The sequence below is a fragment of the Limimaricola cinnabarinus genome, assembly GCF_002723615.1.
Taxonomy (GTDB): Bacteria; Pseudomonadota; Alphaproteobacteria; order Rhodobacterales; family Rhodobacteraceae; genus Limimaricola; species Limimaricola cinnabarinus_B.
The window spans coordinates 194,412-208,450 of record NZ_KZ304954.1; the positions used below are offsets into that span (position 1 = coordinate 194,412).

Genomic DNA, 14,039 nt, shown 5'->3' on the forward strand with positions numbered 1-14,039 from the left:
AGGGGGAGGGCGCGATGAGAGACGAGACCGGAACCTACAGGCCGACCGCGCTGCCGCGCCGCCCCGAGATGGACGACGCCGCGATGCAGGCGGCGGCCCGCGCGCATCACGACGCCATGGCGACGCGCCACAGCGTGCGCGAATTTTCCGACCGCCCCGTGCCGCGCGCGGTGATCGAGACCGCCATCGCCACCGCCGGGCGCGCGCCTTCGGGGGCCAATCAGCAGCCCTGGCATTTCGTGGCGATCTCGGACCCGGCGATGAAGGCCAGGATCCGCGCCGCCGCCGAGGAGGAGGAGCGCGCCTTCTATGGCGGTGGCGCGCCCGATGAATGGATCGCGGCGCTGGAGCCGATCGGCACGGGGGCGTCCAAGCCGCATCTCGAGGTCGCGCCCTGGCTCATCGTGGTCTTCGGCCAGCGCTGGGGCACGCGCGAGGACGGCTCGCGCTACAAGCATTACTACGTCCCCGAAAGCGTGGGGCTCTCCACCGGCTTTTTGATCGGGGCGCTGCACCTGTCGGGGCTGTCGGTGCTGACCCATACGCCCAGCCCGATGAAGTTCCTCACCGATCTGTGCCGGCGGCCCGTGGCCGAAAAGCCGGTGATGATCCTCGCGGTGGGCCACCCCGCCGCCGATGCCACCGTTCCGGCCGCGGCCCGGATAAAGAAACCGCTCGAAGAGATCCTCACCGTGATCTCGGAGAATATGGAGACGACATGAAGACGATCAGCGAAAACACCTGTTTCGGCGGCGTGCAGGGGGTCTATTCCCATGCCAGCGAGGTTACCGGCACCGAAATGACCTTCGGCCTGTTCCTGCCCGTCGAGGCGCAGGAAGGCCCTGTGCCGGTGCTGTGGGTCCTGTCGGGCCTCACCTGCACCCATGAGAACGCGATGACCAAGGCCGGCGCGCAGCGCTGGGCCGCCGAGCAGGGCATCGCCCTGGTCTTTCCCGACACCTCGCCACGGGGCGAGGGCGTGGCCGATGACGACAGCTTCGACATGGGGCAGGGGGCGGGGTTCTATCTCAACGCCACCCAGGACCCTTGGGCCAAGCACTACCGGATGTGGGACTACGTCGCCGAGGAGCTGCCCGCGCTGCTCGAAGGGCAGTTCGCCATCGACGAGGGGCGCCAGTCGATCACCGGCCACTCGATGGGCGGGCATGGCGCGCTGACCATGGCGATGCGGCTGCCGGGGCGGTACCGCTCGGTCTCGGCCTTCGCGCCGATCTGCCACCCGACGCAGAGCGAGTGGGGTCGCCGCCAGTTCACCGCCTATCTCGGCGAGGACGAGGCCGCATGGGCGCGCCACGACGCGACGCTGCTGATGGCCAAGACCGGCTTCGACGGGCCGCTCCTGATCGACACCGGCACCGCCGACCAGTTCGGCGACAAGCTCGGCACCGAAGCCTTTGCCAAGGCCATGGCCGAGCGCCGCCAGCCCGGCACGCTCAGGCTGCAGAAGGGCTATGACCACAGCTATTTCTTCGTCTCCTCCTTCATGGAGGATCACGTCGATTTCCATGCGCAGGCGCTCTGGTCATGATCTATGTCGATGCCGATGCCTGCCCGGTGAAGGGGGAGTGCGAGACGGTCGGCACGCGCCACAAGGTCAAGGTGGCGATCGTCTCGAATGGCGGGCTGCGCCCCTCGCAGAACCCCTATGTCGAGACCGTCATCGTCCCCGAGGGGCCGGACGTGGCCGACATGTGGATCGCCGACCGCGCCAGGCCGGGCGACGTGGTGATCACCAATGACATCCCGCTCGCGGCGAAATGCGTGGAGGCCGGGGCGCAGGTGCTCAAGCACAATGGCGAGCCGCTGACGGCGGCCAATATCGGCAACGTGCTGGCCACCCGCGACCTGATGGCCGACATCCGCGCCGCCGATCCGTTCCGGCAGGGCGGCGGCCGCGGCTTCACCAAATCCGACCGCTCGCGCTTTCTCGACGCGCTGGAGCGGGCGCTGCGCAAGGCAAGGACCGAAGGGGCGGGCTCATGAGCGTCGAAGCGGTCGTCTTCGACATCGGCAACGTGCTGATCGAGTGGAACCCCGAGCGGGTCTATGATGCCGAGATCGGGCCGGAGGCGCGGGCCGAGCTGTTCGCCGCCGTCGACCTGCACGGCATGAACGAGAAGGTCGATCTGGGCGAGAACTTCCACGGGCAGGTCTCGGCGCTGGCCCGCGCGCATCCCGAGCGCGCCGCCGAGATCATGCTCTGGCACGACCGCTGGATCGAGATGGCGAGCCCCGAGATCCCGCGCTCCGGGCGGCTCCTGCGGGCACTCAAGGCGCGCGGCGTGCCGGTCTTCGCCCTGTCCAATTTCGGGGTCGAGACCTTCGAGATCGCCCGCGCGCATTACCCCGTCTTTTCGGAGTTCGACGCGCTCTTCGTCTCGGGCCATCTGCGCATGGCCAAGCCCGACGCGCCGATCTACGAGCGGCTGGAGCGCGAGACCGGCGTGGCGCCAAAGCGGCTTCTCTTCACCGATGACCGCGAAGACAACATCGCCGCCGCCCATGCGCGCGGCTGGCAGACGCATCACTTCACCGGCCCCGATGGGCTGGCCGAGAAGCTGGTGGCCGAGGGGCTGCTCACCGCCGAGGAGGCCGCATGACCGAGATCGTCCCATTCGAGGCCGAGGAAAAGCTCGACTGGATCGCCATGGCCCGCGCGATCGAGGCCGGGCACGATCTGCCGCCCGCGCAGGTCACCGACACCTTCCTCTACCGCGGCGAGGACACGCTGCTCAACCGCTCCGCGTGGATAGAGGGGCTGGGCATCGCCGTGAAGGTCGCGACGATCTTTCCGGGCAATGAGGGCCCGAGCATCAACGGCGCGGTGAACCTTCTTTCCGACACGGATGGCACGCTGGAGGCGGTGGTGGATTTCCATCTCGTCACCAAGTGGAAGACCGCCGCCGACAGCCTCTTGGGCGCGATGAAGCTGGCCCGGCCCGACAGCCGGGAGATCCTGATCGTCGGCGCGGGCAACGTCGCATCCTCGCTGCGCGAGGCTTACGGCACGGCCTTCCCCGAGGCGCGCTTCACCGTCTGGAACCGCTCGCGCGAGGGCGCGGAGCGGCTCTGCGCGCAGCACCCGGATATCGAGATCGCCGACGACCTCGAACAGGCCGTGGGCCGCGCCGACATCGTCACCTGCGCGACCATGGCGAAGGCGCCGGTGGTGCATGGCGACTGGCTCAGGCCCGGCACCCATCTCGACCTGATCGGGGCCTTCACGCCGCATATGCGCGAGGCCGACGACCGGGCCTTGCAGCGGGCGCGGATCTTCGTGGACAGCCGGGCGACGACGCTCGACCATATAGGCGAGCTGAAGATCCCGCTCGAGGCGGGGGCAATCGCGCGCGAGGATGTGGTGGCGGAGTTCTCCGAGCCGGAGGCGTTCCGGCGCGAAAGCGACGAGGAGATCACGCTGTTCAAGAATGGCGGCGGGGCGCATCTCGACCTGATGGTCGCGCGGCACATCCTCGATCGCTGGCGAGGCTAGTCCGCGAGCCCCGGCTCGTCGAGCAGCGTCCGGCCCATCCGGTCCTCGACCTCGATCACCCACAGATCGGGGTCGAAGCGGCGCTGCTTCTCGATGCTGGCATCGACCTCCGCCTCGTCGCCCTCGGCCAGCACAATCCATGTCCGCGCCCCGGTCATCAGGTCGAGGCTGCGCTGATGAAGCCGCGCCCGCCCGTCGAGCGTGTTGGACTTCACCAGCACCGCGCCCGCCGTCTCGTCGCCTTTCGCGGTGACGAAGACCGGGATGTCCGACAGCCTGAGCCGCGCGAGATAGGCCGAGACCCAGATGCCCGTGGCGAGCCGCGGCTCAGCCATTCCCGTCCTTGAAATCGAGCCCCATCTCGGAATAGCGCTCGCGCTCCTCGAGCCAGTTCGGGCGCACCTTCACTTGCAGGAACAGATGCACCTTGCGGCCGAGGAACTCCGCCAGCTCCTCGCGGGCGGCCTTGGACACCGCCTTGATCGTCTCGCCGCTCTTGCCCAGCACGATGCCCTTGTGGCCCTCGCGCGCGACGTAGATCATCTGGTCGACGCGGGCCGAGCCGTCGTCGCGCTCCTGCCAGCTCTCGGTTTCGACCGTGAGCTCATAGGGCAGCTCCTGGTGCAGCCTGAGCGTCAGCTTCTCGCGCGTCATCTCGGCGGCGATCATCCGCAGGGGCAGGTCGGCGAGCTGGTCCTCGGGGTAGAGCCACGGGCTCTCGGGCATCTGCTCGGCCAGCCAGGCCTTCAGGTCTGCCGCGCCATGGCCGCGCTCGGCCGAGATCATGAAGGTCTTCACGAAGGGATGCGCGTCGTTGAGATCCTGGGTGAGCTTCAGGAGCGCCTCGGATTTCACCTTGTCGATCTTGTTGATCGCGAGCGCGACGGGCTTGGAGCCGAGGCGGTCTGGCAGAGCTTCGAGGATCGCGCGCACGCCGTCGGTGATGCCGCGATGCGCCTCGACCAGAAGCACCACCATGTCGGCATCGGCCACGCCGCTCCACGCGGCGGCGACCATGGCGCGGTCGAGCCTGCGGCGCGGGCGGAACAGGCCCGGCGTGTCGACGAAGACGATCTGCGCGCGCCCCTCCATCGCGACGCCGCGGATGCGGGCGCGGGTCGTCTGCACCTTGTGGGTGACGATCGACACCTTGGCCCCGACCATGCGGTTCAGAAGCGTCGACTTGCCGGCATTGGGCTCGCCGATCAGCGCGACATAGCCCGCGCTGGTCGGGGCGTCGGTCCCGTCGCCGCCCACCGGCGCGCCGGGAAGATCGTCGCCTACCGGCGCGCCGGGCAGGTCGTCCCGGCTTTCCTCGCCCTCGGGCGTCTCGTCATGCTGGCTCATTCGCTCACCCGTTTCAAAAGCGCGGCCGCCGCCGCCTGTTCCGCCTGCCGCTTCGACCCGGCGGTGGCGCTTTCCGATGGCCCCGAGGCCAGCGTCACCTCGATCGTGAAGACCGGCGCGTGGTCCGGCCCCTCGCGTCCCGTCTCGGCATAGGCGGGCGGCGGCTCGCCGCGGGCCTGCGCCCATTCCTGCAAGGCGGTCTTGGGGTCGCGCGCGTCTTCCTCGACCCGGTTGACCCGGTCGCCCCAGAGCGTGCGCACCACGCGGCGCGCCGCCTCGAAGCCCGCATCGAGATAAACGGCGGCGATCACCGCCTCCATCGCATCCGCGAGCAGCGCCTCCTTGCGGCGACCGCCCGATTTCATCTCCGAGCGGCCCAGCCGCAGCACCGTGCCGATCTCGATCTCGCGCGCCACCTCGGCGCAGGTCTCGCGGCGCACCAGCGCGTTGAAGCGCGGGGCGATCTGCCCCTCGGTGGCGCTGCGGTCGGCTTCGAGCAGCGCTTCGGCCATGACGAGGCCCAGCACCCGGTCGCCCAGAAACTCCAGCCGCTGGTTGTCGTCGCGCATCGGCCCGGAGATCGAGCCGTGCGTGACGGCGCGCGACAGAAGCTCGGGGCGCGCGAAGTCGTGCCCCAGCCGGCCCGCGAAGGCGCGCAGTTCGGCCGAGAGCTTCACTCGACCGCCTTGAAGAAGCGGTCCGAGCGCCAGGTCCAGAAGGCCAGCATCGAGCGCCCGGCAGAGGAGAACATGATCCGGTCGGCCCGGCCGACGAGATCCTCGAACGGCACGAAGCCCACGCCGCGCGCGTTCTGCGGCACGCGGCTGTCGGTCGAATTGTCGCGGTTGTCGCCCATGAAGAACAGGTGCCCCTCGGGAACGGTGTAGACCCCGGTATTGTCGGAGGACTGGGTGCCGATGTCGAGGATGTCGTGGCTGCGACCGCCCGGCAGCGTTTCGGTGTAGCGGGTCTTTTCGCAGGTGGCGCCCATGCCGACCGCGCCGTTGCGGCAGCGCGGCAGAAGGCCTTGCGGCCCCTGCCGCTCCATCACCTCGGTAAAGGTGCCCGCGGGCTCCAGCCCGACCGCCTCGTCATTGATGAAGAGCCGCCCCTCGCGGACCTGGATCCGGTCGCCGGGCAGGCCGATGGCGCGCTTGATGAAATCCTCGCCCGTCACCGGATGGCGGAACACCACCACGTCGCCGCGCTCGGGGTATTCGCCCCACAGCCGGTCATTGTCGCCCTTGGCCCAGCCGCAGACATCCTCGGCCGAGATGTCGACGCCGAGCGAGGCCAGCCGCACCGAGGGGCACGACGCGTAGGAATAGCCATAGGCCATCTTGTTGACGAAGAGGAAATCGCCGATCAGCAGCGTGTCCTTCATCGAGCCCGAGGGGATCCAGAAGGGCTGGAAGAACAGGGTGCGGAAGATGCCCGCGATCAGCAGCGCCCAGAACACCGTCTTGACGGTTTCCCAGACGCTGTGGACGAAGCCCTGCTTCTCGGTGTCGGATCTGCTGGCCATGCGGAACGGTCCCTCGGGGTTTCGGGGCTACATGCGGGGGGCGGGGGGATGAGTCAAGAAAACCGCCGAAGGCTCCGTCTAGCGCGCGCGATGGCGCAAGGCCAGCCCCGTGACCGCCGATCCCGAAATCGCCCCCGGCGCGCGCGGCGCCCTGTGGCTCAATGCCCCGTCAATGGCCGCGCCTCGATCACCACGAAGGCCTGCGCCCAGGGGTGATCGTCGGTCAGGGTGACATGGATGATCGCCTCGTGCCCGGCCGGGGTCATGGCCGCGAGCCGGTCCTTCGCCCAACCGGTGACCTCCATCACCGGCTGGCCGGTCGCGAGGTTGGAGACCGCCATGTCCTTCCATGCGATGCCCATGCGAAGCCCGGTGCCGAGCGCCTTGGAGCAGGCCTCCTTGGCGGCCCAGCGCTTGGCATAGGTGCCCGCCACGTCGCGCCGCCGTTCGGCCTTGGCCTGCTCGACATCGGTGAAGACGCGGTTGCGGAACCGGTCGCCATGGCGCTCCAGCACGCCGGCGATGCGGTCGATATTCGCGAGATCGGTGCCGATGCCGAGGATCATGCGCCTTGGGTAGCGATTGGCGCGGCCCGAGGCAAGCGGGGCGCAATGGACGTGAAAACGCCGCCCCCCGGGATGGGGGGCGGCGCTTTCGGAACCGAAAAGGACGCGGGATCAGGCCGCGTGGCGGCTCTTTTCCGAACGGGCCTCGTTGAGCGCCTTTTCGACATCGGCGCGCTGGCTCGACAGGAAGCTCCATTCCGGCTTGCCGGCGGTCGCCTCGATCGCGTCGTCATAGACCTTCAGGAGCTGCTCTTCGCCGCTGATGATCTCGTCATAGACGGCTTCGTCATTGCCGGTCAGCGAATCCTTGAGCGACAGCCAGCCGCGATGCGCCGCCGCGGCGGTCGAGCCGCTCTCGCTCACATCGACGCCCTCGGCACCGAGCTGGCGGTGGATCACGGTGTGGAACTCCTCGCGCTCGGCGATGCGGCGGTCGAAGAAGCCGACGAAGCCGCGCTCGTCCTTCACCTCCTCGCGCGAGCGCTTGTAGCCGTCGCGGCTGTCGATGACGCGGGTGTGGAGCTTCTTGATGGTGTCGAGATGGTCGGCCATGAATGCCTCCTTGAGTGGTGGGTGCCCCCTCGGGGGCCGCTTGTCGATACAACGCAAAGCCGCCGCGATCGGTCCGTGATTCGCGGGATTTTTCGGGGTGATTCCCCATGAAAAAAAGGCGCCCGGGGGTCCCGGGCGCCTTGGCGAAGCAAAGATGATGCAGCCTGCGGATCAGTTGTTCGTCGCGGCTTCGGTGTTCTCTTCGGCCTCTTCGGCCGCATCTTCGGCGATGTCTTCCGCCTCTTCCGCGGCATCTTCGCGGGTCTCTTCGATGTCCTCGGCCGCGTCCTCGGCGGCTTCGGCCGCATCTTCCGAAACATCGTTCATGTCACTGTCACCCGTGCCCGAGGTGGCGATGCCGTTCTCGGCCGCCTGCTCCTGGGTGATCGAGCAGACGCTTTCCCCGGTGCCCTGGAAATCCCGGGCGATCACGTTGGCGTCGACGTCGCAGACATTGGCGGCCACGCCGATCGGGGCCTGAACGGTATTGCCGTCGAGCGAGAGGTTCACGAGGCCGTTCTGCTGGCCATTGTTGCCGTCGTTCGAGGCATTGTCGTTGTTGCCGTTGCCGTTGCCGTTGCCGTTGCCGTTGCCGTTGCCGTTGTTCCCGGTGTCGATGCCGTTCTGCGCAGCGGTTTCCTGGTCGATCTCGCAGGCGGTCTTGTCGGTGCCGGCGAAGTCGCTCGACAGCACGTTCACGTCGAGATCGCAGACATTGGCGGCGACATCGACGGGAACCTGCACGGTGTTGTCGTCGACCGAGAGGTTGACGAGGCCTTCCTGGCCCTGGGCGAAGGCGCCCGAAGCGGCGACGGTGAGCGCGGCGGCGGCGACGAGGCTCTTGGACTTCATGATCATGATCGTTCCTTTCCTCCGATGTTCATGACCGGCCGGGCAGGGGGGGGGGGTGAGTGGGCCCGGCCGGTCTCGGTGGGCAGAACGGCGAAGACGGGCGCATGTTCCGGGGGCGGATGGCACCGGGCGCGCGGCGCGGCGATGCTGTGCGGAAAGCCGCCACCGCCTCGGCAGATCCTTGCGAGATCGGCACTTCGGGCGGAGGGGGCGGCAATCGTGATCGCCCGGACGGGGAACAAATCTAGCGCAACACCCGCCGGGCGGCTTCCATCCGGCGGCGCATTTCGGCGATGGCGGGGGAGAGCCCGCGAAAGATCGCCTCGCCGATCAGGAAATGCCCGATATTGAGCTCGCGGATCTCGGGCAGCCCCGCGACGGGGCCGACCGTGTCATAGGTCAGCCCGTGGCCGGCATGCACCTCCAGCCCGAGGTCGTGGGCATGGGTCGCCATCTCGGTGATCCTGGCCAACTCGGCGTCGCGCGTGGCGATGTCGCCCGCGGCATGGGCGTCGCAATAGGCCCCCGTATGCAGCTCCACCACCTGCGCGCCGATGCGCGCGGCGGCGTCGATCTGCGGCCGGTCGGCGGCGATGAAGATCGACACCCGGCAGCCCGCATCGCGCAAGGGCGCTATGAAATGCGCCAGCCGGTTCTCGTCCTTCGCCACTTCGAGCCCGCCCTCGGTGGTGCGCTCCTCGCGCTTTTCGGGGACGATGCAGACGGCGTGCGGGCGGTGGCGCAGCGCGATGGCCTGCATCTCCTGCGTAGCGGCCATCTCGAAGTTGAGCGGCAGCTTCAGCGCCGCCATCAGCGCCTCAATATCGGCGTCCGAGATATGGCGGCGATCCTCGCGCAGATGCGCGGTGATGCCGTCGGCGCCCGCCTCCTCGGCCAGCTTGGCGGCCCGCACGGGCGAGGGGGTGTCGCCGCCGCGCGCGTTGCGCACCGTGGCCACGTGGTCGATGTTCACGCCGAGTCTGAGGTCCGTCATGGGCAGGTCTCCTTCGGGCGCGAGCCTATCCCGGTCCGGGGCCCTCGTCAGCCGCGGATTCGGGATTTTTTCCCAAGGCTTGAAGCTTGGTGCGCAGCTTGCGGCGGCGGCGGTTCTGATAGGCGGCGATCACCGGCACGAAGAGCCAGTAGCAGGCGAAGGCCGAGATCAGACCGGGCAGGATGCCGCCCACGAGATAGGGCAGGAACACCTGGTGATAGAACAGCCCCAACCCGTGCCAATCGGCGCGTTCGGGGCCGAACAGCGCCCCGAAATTATGCCACAGATCCTCGCCCGCGGCGGCGAACTTGCCCATCAGCGAGGTTTCGATCCCGCGGCCGGGCGGATGGCCGAGGATGAAATGGCCGGTCTGCAGCGCCACCACGCCGATCGGCACATAGGTGAGCGGATTGCCGAAGAAGGTGCCCAGAAGCGAGGCGAACATGTTGCCCCGCCCGATCTTGGCGAAGATCAGGGCGATCACGAAATGCAGCCCGTAGAAGGGGGTCCAGCTGGCCAGCACGCCCGCGAAGATGCCGCGGCCGATCTTTTCGGGCGTGTCGGGCAGGCGCTGCAGCCGGTGCTTGACGTAGCCGAAGGCGCGGCGCCAGCCGCCGCGCGGATAGAGGACCTCGGCCACCGCGCGGCCCACCGATCGCCTGTCGCGCCGCTTGAAGACCATAGCGCCCCCGATCAGCCCTCGGCCGGAGCCGGGGGCACCTGTTGATGGGTCTGGGATTGCGTCTGGGTCTGGGGCAGGGCGCGGGACGGATCGCGGTGCCGTTCGATCGAGGAGACATGGGTCTCGGCTTCGAGCGCGGTCATCACCCGGTGCAGATGCTCGGCGTCGCGCAGGTCGATATCGACGAGGATGCGGTAGAAATCGGGCTTGCGGTCGAGAAAGGTCATGTCGGAGATATTGGCCGACTGCTCGCCGATCAGCGTGCAGATCCGCCCCAGCACGCCCGCATCGTTGGTCAGCGTCAGGTCGAGGCTGACTGTGTTGACGGCGGCATGGGTGCCCTCCTGCCAGCGCAGGTCGACCCAGCGCTCGGGCTGCTCCTCGTAATGGGCGAGCGCGGGGCAGTCGATGGTGTGGATCACCACGCCCTGACCGCGGAAGGTGATGCCGACGATCCGCTCGCCCGGCACCGGCTGGCAGCAGGGCGCGCGGCGAAAGCTCTGCCCCGCGGCAAGACCGGCGACGGCGCGCTCCTGCGCGATCTCGTGCGCATCGCCATTGGCGACGAGCTCGGGATAGAGCGCCTGCACCACCTCGCGGGTGGTCAGGTCGGCCGAGCCGAGCCGCGCCAGAAGCTCGGTGGCGCTTTCGAGCCCCAGCGTCTTGGCGGCGGTGCGCAGCGCCTTGTCGGTGGCGCGGCGGCCGACATTCTCGAAGGCCACGCGGATGAGCTCGGAGCCAAGCTTGACGAAGCGCTCGCGGTCCTCCTCGCGCAAGCTCCGGCGGATCGCCGCCTTGGCGCGCCCGGTGACCGCGATCTCGATCCAGCTCGCCTGCGGGCGCTGCCCGTCGGCGGTGATGATCTCGACCGACTGGCCGTTCTTGAGCCTCGTCCAGAGCGGCACGCGCAGACCGTCGACCTTGGCGCCGACGCAGGCGGAGCCGATCCGCGTATGGATCGCGAAGGCGAAGTCGATCGGCGTCGCGCCGCGCGGCAGCTTGATCACCTCGCCCTTGGGCGTGAAGCAGAACACCTGGTCCTGATACATCTCGAGCTTCACGGCCTCGAGGAAATCCTCGTCGTCATGGCCTGTCTCCAGCCGCTCGGTCAGCTGCGCGATCCAGCGCGCGGGATCGACGGCAAAGCGGTTCTCGACCCGAAGACCGTCGCGGTAGGACCAATGCGCCGCCACCCCCGTCTCGGCCACCTCGTGCATCTCGCGGGTGCGGATCTGCACCTCGACGCGCTTGCCGTCGCGGCCCGAGACGGTGGTGTGGATCGAGCGGTAGCCATTGGATTTCGGCTGGCTGATGTAATCCTTGAACCGGCCCGGCACGGCGCGCCAGCGCTGGTGGATCACGCCGAGGACGCGGTAGGCGTCGGCCTCGCTGTCGGTGATGACGCGAAAGCCGTAGATGTCGGAGAGCCGCGAGAAGCCCTGATCCTTCTCCTGCATCTTGCGCCAGATCGAATAGGGCTTCTTGGCGCGGCCGAAGAGATCGGCGCGGATGCCCGCGCGGTCGAGCTCCAGCCGCATGTCGGTGGTGATCCGCTCGACGACGTCGCCCGCTTCCTTCTGGAGCATGATGAAGCGGCGGATGATCGAGTTGCGCGCCTCGGGGTTGAGCACCTGGAAGGAGAGGTCCTCGAGTTCCTCGCGCATCCACTGCATGCCCATCCGGCCCGCCAGCGGCGCGTAGATCTCCATCGTCTCGCGCGCCTTCTGGGCCTGCTTCTCGGGCTTCATCGAGCGGATGGTGCGCATGTTGTGAAGCCGGTCGGCGAGCTTGACCAGCGTGACCCGCAGATCGCGCGAGGTCGCCATGAACAGCTTGCGGAAATTCTCGGCCTGCTTGGTGCGGGTCGAGGAGAGCTGCAGGTTGGTCAGCTTGGTGACGCCATCGACCAGCTCGGCGATCTCGCGGCCGAAGCGCTTTTCGACATCCGAAAAGGAGGCGCGGGTGTCCTCGATCGTGTCGTGCAGGAGCGCGGTGACGATCGTGGCGTCGTCCATCTGCTGCTTGGACAGGATCACCGCGACGGCGACGGGATGCATGAAATAGGGCTCGCCCGACTTGCGGAACTGCCCCTCATGCATCTCTTCGCCGAAAGCGTAGGCGTCGCGGATCAGCGCGTCGCGGGTGACCGGGTTGTAGCTGCGGACCAGAGCGATCAGCTCGTCTGCGGTTGTCATCTGGGCATCCTACCCCCCGGCCTTGGCGGGCTGCGTTCAGCCCTCTTTTTGCACCTGCATGAGCTCGCGCAGCAGGCGCTCTTCGCTCATGTCGTCCTGGGCCGGCTTGTCGGCCTCCTGGCTCATCAGGAGCGACATCGAATCGGCCTCGGGCTCGTCGACCTCGATCTGGGTCTGATGCGCCTCGATCATCCGCTCGCGCAGATCGTCGGCCTGCTGGGTCTCGTCGGCGATCTCGCGCAGCGCGACGACGGGGTTCTTGTCGTTGTCGCGGGCGACGGTGAGCGGCGCGCCGGAGGTGATTTCGCGGGCGCGATGCGCGGCGAGCATCACCAGCTCGAACCGGTTCGGAACCTTGTCAACGCAATCTTCGACTGTCACGCGGGCCATCGGACGACTCCCATCTGAGGTTGGGCAAAGGACCGCCGCACGCGGAATCGCGCGGCTCGGCCTCGAAAGCGCACGCATACCGCTCCCGGCGGGGAAAGACAAGCCGGAGGCTCAGCCGAGCGGCTCCAGCCCCTCATGCGCCGCGGCGGGCAGCCCGTCGCGCATCCGCGTCACCGTAAGCCCGGTGACCGGGTGACGCCAATCGGGCGCGACCTCGGCCAGCGGCACCAGCACGAAGCCGCGATCCTGAAGCCGCGGATGCGGCAGGATCAGCGCCTCGGGCGTCTCGCGCATCTGTCGCTCCAGCGGCAGATCGCGCCAGCGCGCCCAACCGGCGCGGTCGGGCAACACCTCCTCGCCATGCGCCAGAAGGTCGAGATCGAGGCTGCGCGCTCCCCAGCGGCGCTGCCGTTCGCGGCCAAAGCGCGCTTCGATGGCGTGCAGGGCCTCGAGCAGCGCGGGCGCCGAAAGCGGCGTGTCCAGCGCCATGGCGGCATTGACGAAATCGGGGCCGCTGCCGGCGGGAAAGGCGGGGCTGCGCCACAGCCGGCTGCAGCGCGCATTGCGGCCCAGCGCCGCGATCTCGACCATCGCGGCGCGCAGGCTCGCTGCCGGGCCGCCCTGCGGGGCGGGGGCGTTGGCGCCCAGCGCGATCAGGGCCGGGCGGGCCGGTGCGGCGGCATCCTGCGCGCCGGGGGGGAGCATGCTCATGCGATGCGATCCTTGTTCTCGAATGCGAAGCCGGGCAGGAAGAGTTTGCGCCTGCCTGCCATTTTGCAGGCCGGGCCCAGCCATGGCCCGCCATGGCGATATTCAGCAAGGGATTTTCGCGCAATGTTTTATCACGACGAACGCCTCGCGCTTTTCATCGACGGCGCCAACCTGCACGCGACGGGCAAGGCGCTGGGTTTCGACATCGACTACCGGCTGCTGCGGCAGGAATTCATGCGCAGGGGCCGGCTGGTGCGGGCCTATTACTACACCGCGCTTCTGGAGGGCGATGAATACTCGCCGATCCGGCCATTGGTGGACTGGCTGCAATATAACGGCTTCACCATGCGCACCAAGCCCGCGCGCGAGTTCACCGACGCGCAGGGCCGGCGCAAGATCAAGGGCAACATGGATGTCGAGCTGGCGGTCGACGCGCTCGATCTGGCGGAACGGATCGACCATGCGGTGCTGTTCTCGGGCGACGGTGATTTCCGCCCGCTGGCCGAGGCGCTGCAGCGGCGCGGCGTGCGGGTTTCGGTGGTCTCCTCGGTGCGATCGAGCCCGTCGATGATCTCCGACGAACTGCGCCGACAGGCCGACAATTTCATCGATCTCGAAGAGCTGCGCGACGTGGTGGGCCGGGCCGCGCGCCCGCACCAGCCGCGCGACCGGGCCGAGCAGGGCGACTGACCGCCGCCCTTCGAGAGCGGG

General features: G+C 68.5%; 18 protein-coding genes. 6 read left to right on the forward strand and 12 right to left on the reverse strand.

Going from position 1 to position 14,039, the window contains the following annotated elements:
- The first annotated feature begins 14 nt into the window (after positions 1-14).
- Genes CJ301_RS06710 through CJ301_RS06730 form a run of 5 tightly spaced genes read left to right on the forward strand, consistent with a single transcriptional unit; the run spans position 15 to position 3,514 of the window.
- Positions 15-722 (forward strand): nitroreductase family protein, encoded by a 708-nt coding sequence (locus CJ301_RS06710; protein WP_099275580.1) that lies wholly within the window; start codon positions 15-17, stop codon positions 720-722.
- Positions 719-1,549, forward strand: a complete 831-nt coding sequence (gene fghA, locus CJ301_RS06715; protein WP_099275582.1) for an S-formylglutathione hydrolase — start codon at positions 719-721, stop codon at positions 1,547-1,549. Before CJ301_RS06710 ends, fghA begins: the two co-directional genes overlap by 4 nt.
- A complete protein-coding gene (locus CJ301_RS06720) occupies positions 1,546-2,004 on the forward strand; it encodes a YaiI/YqxD family protein (RefSeq protein WP_099275584.1) in 459 nt (152 codons plus the stop codon). Before fghA ends, CJ301_RS06720 begins: the two co-directional genes overlap by 4 nt.
- Positions 2,001-2,621, forward strand: coding sequence for an HAD family hydrolase (locus CJ301_RS06725; protein ID WP_099275586.1), 621 nt, complete (start codon positions 2,001-2,003; stop codon positions 2,619-2,621). The genes CJ301_RS06720 and CJ301_RS06725 overlap by 4 nt, the downstream gene beginning before the upstream one ends.
- On the forward strand, positions 2,618-3,514 hold the full coding sequence (locus CJ301_RS06730; protein WP_099275588.1) for an ornithine cyclodeaminase family protein: 897 nt from the start codon (positions 2,618-2,620) through the stop codon (positions 3,512-3,514). Before CJ301_RS06725 ends, CJ301_RS06730 begins: the two co-directional genes overlap by 4 nt.
- Here the strand turns inward: CJ301_RS06730 and CJ301_RS06735 are convergent.
- The 12 genes from CJ301_RS06735 to folK all read right to left on the reverse strand — a co-directional run bounded on the left by CJ301_RS06735 (position 3,511) and on the right by folK (position 13,328).
- On the reverse strand, positions 3,511-3,849 hold the full coding sequence (locus CJ301_RS06735) for a DUF1491 family protein (protein WP_099275590.1): 339 nt from the start codon (positions 3,847-3,849) through the stop codon (positions 3,511-3,513). The two genes, CJ301_RS06730 and CJ301_RS06735, sit on opposite strands and share 4 nt — an antisense overlap.
- The gene (gene era / locus CJ301_RS06740) at positions 3,842-4,861 is read right to left on the reverse strand and encodes a GTPase Era (protein ID WP_254050090.1); all 1,020 of its coding nucleotides are present in this window, start codon (positions 4,859-4,861) and stop codon (positions 3,842-3,844) included. Before era ends, CJ301_RS06735 begins: the two co-directional genes overlap by 8 nt.
- On the reverse strand, positions 4,858-5,538 hold the full coding sequence (gene rnc / locus CJ301_RS06745; RefSeq protein ID WP_099275592.1) for a ribonuclease III: 681 nt from the start codon (positions 5,536-5,538) through the stop codon (positions 4,858-4,860). Before rnc ends, era begins: the two co-directional genes overlap by 4 nt.
- Positions 5,535-6,386: a signal peptidase I gene (lepB, locus tag CJ301_RS06750; RefSeq protein WP_099275594.1), complete on the reverse strand. Its 852-nt coding sequence runs from the start codon at positions 6,384-6,386 to the stop codon at positions 5,535-5,537. The genes rnc and lepB overlap by 4 nt, the downstream gene beginning before the upstream one ends.
- Before the next feature lie 158 nt (positions 6,387-6,544).
- The gene (acpS, locus tag CJ301_RS06755) at positions 6,545-6,952 is read right to left on the reverse strand and encodes a holo-ACP synthase (protein ID WP_099275596.1); all 408 of its coding nucleotides are present in this window, start codon (positions 6,950-6,952) and stop codon (positions 6,545-6,547) included.
- A 111-nt stretch (positions 6,953-7,063) separates the two neighbouring features.
- Entirely contained in the window at positions 7,064-7,504 is a 441-nt protein-coding gene (locus tag CJ301_RS06760; protein WP_099275598.1) for a PA2169 family four-helix-bundle protein, read from the reverse strand.
- Between the two features lie 171 nt (positions 7,505-7,675).
- Positions 7,676-8,362 carry a hypothetical protein gene (locus CJ301_RS18655; protein WP_162620441.1) on the reverse strand — a complete coding sequence of 229 codons (687 nt, stop codon included), beginning with the start codon at positions 8,360-8,362 and terminating at the stop codon, positions 7,676-7,678.
- Positions 8,363-8,600: 238 nt separating this feature from the next.
- A complete protein-coding gene (locus CJ301_RS06775; RefSeq protein WP_099275604.1) occupies positions 8,601-9,350 on the reverse strand; it encodes a pyridoxine 5'-phosphate synthase in 750 nt (249 codons plus the stop codon).
- 25 nt (positions 9,351-9,375) lie between these two features.
- Complete coding sequence (locus CJ301_RS06780) at positions 9,376-10,032, reverse strand: DUF2062 domain-containing protein (RefSeq protein ID WP_099275606.1); 657 nt, start codon at positions 10,030-10,032, stop codon at positions 9,376-9,378.
- 11 nt (positions 10,033-10,043) lie between these two features.
- Positions 10,044-12,227: a RelA/SpoT family protein gene (locus tag CJ301_RS06785; protein ID WP_254050091.1), complete on the reverse strand. Its 2,184-nt coding sequence runs from the start codon at positions 12,225-12,227 to the stop codon at positions 10,044-10,046.
- A 36-nt stretch (positions 12,228-12,263) separates the two neighbouring features.
- Positions 12,264-12,617 (reverse strand): DNA-directed RNA polymerase subunit omega, encoded by a 354-nt coding sequence (gene rpoZ / locus CJ301_RS06790; RefSeq protein WP_021692332.1) that lies wholly within the window; start codon positions 12,615-12,617, stop codon positions 12,264-12,266.
- 111 nt (positions 12,618-12,728) lie between these two features.
- The gene (gene folK, locus CJ301_RS06795; protein ID WP_254050092.1) at positions 12,729-13,328 is read right to left on the reverse strand and encodes a 2-amino-4-hydroxy-6-hydroxymethyldihydropteridine diphosphokinase; all 600 of its coding nucleotides are present in this window, start codon (positions 13,326-13,328) and stop codon (positions 12,729-12,731) included.
- A 123-nt stretch (positions 13,329-13,451) separates the two neighbouring features.
- Between folK and CJ301_RS06800 the strand changes: the two genes are divergently transcribed.
- Positions 13,452-14,018 carry a LabA-like NYN domain-containing protein gene (locus tag CJ301_RS06800; RefSeq protein WP_099275608.1) on the forward strand — a complete coding sequence of 189 codons (567 nt, stop codon included), beginning with the start codon at positions 13,452-13,454 and terminating at the stop codon, positions 14,016-14,018.
- Positions 14,019-14,039: the final 21 nt, after the last annotated feature.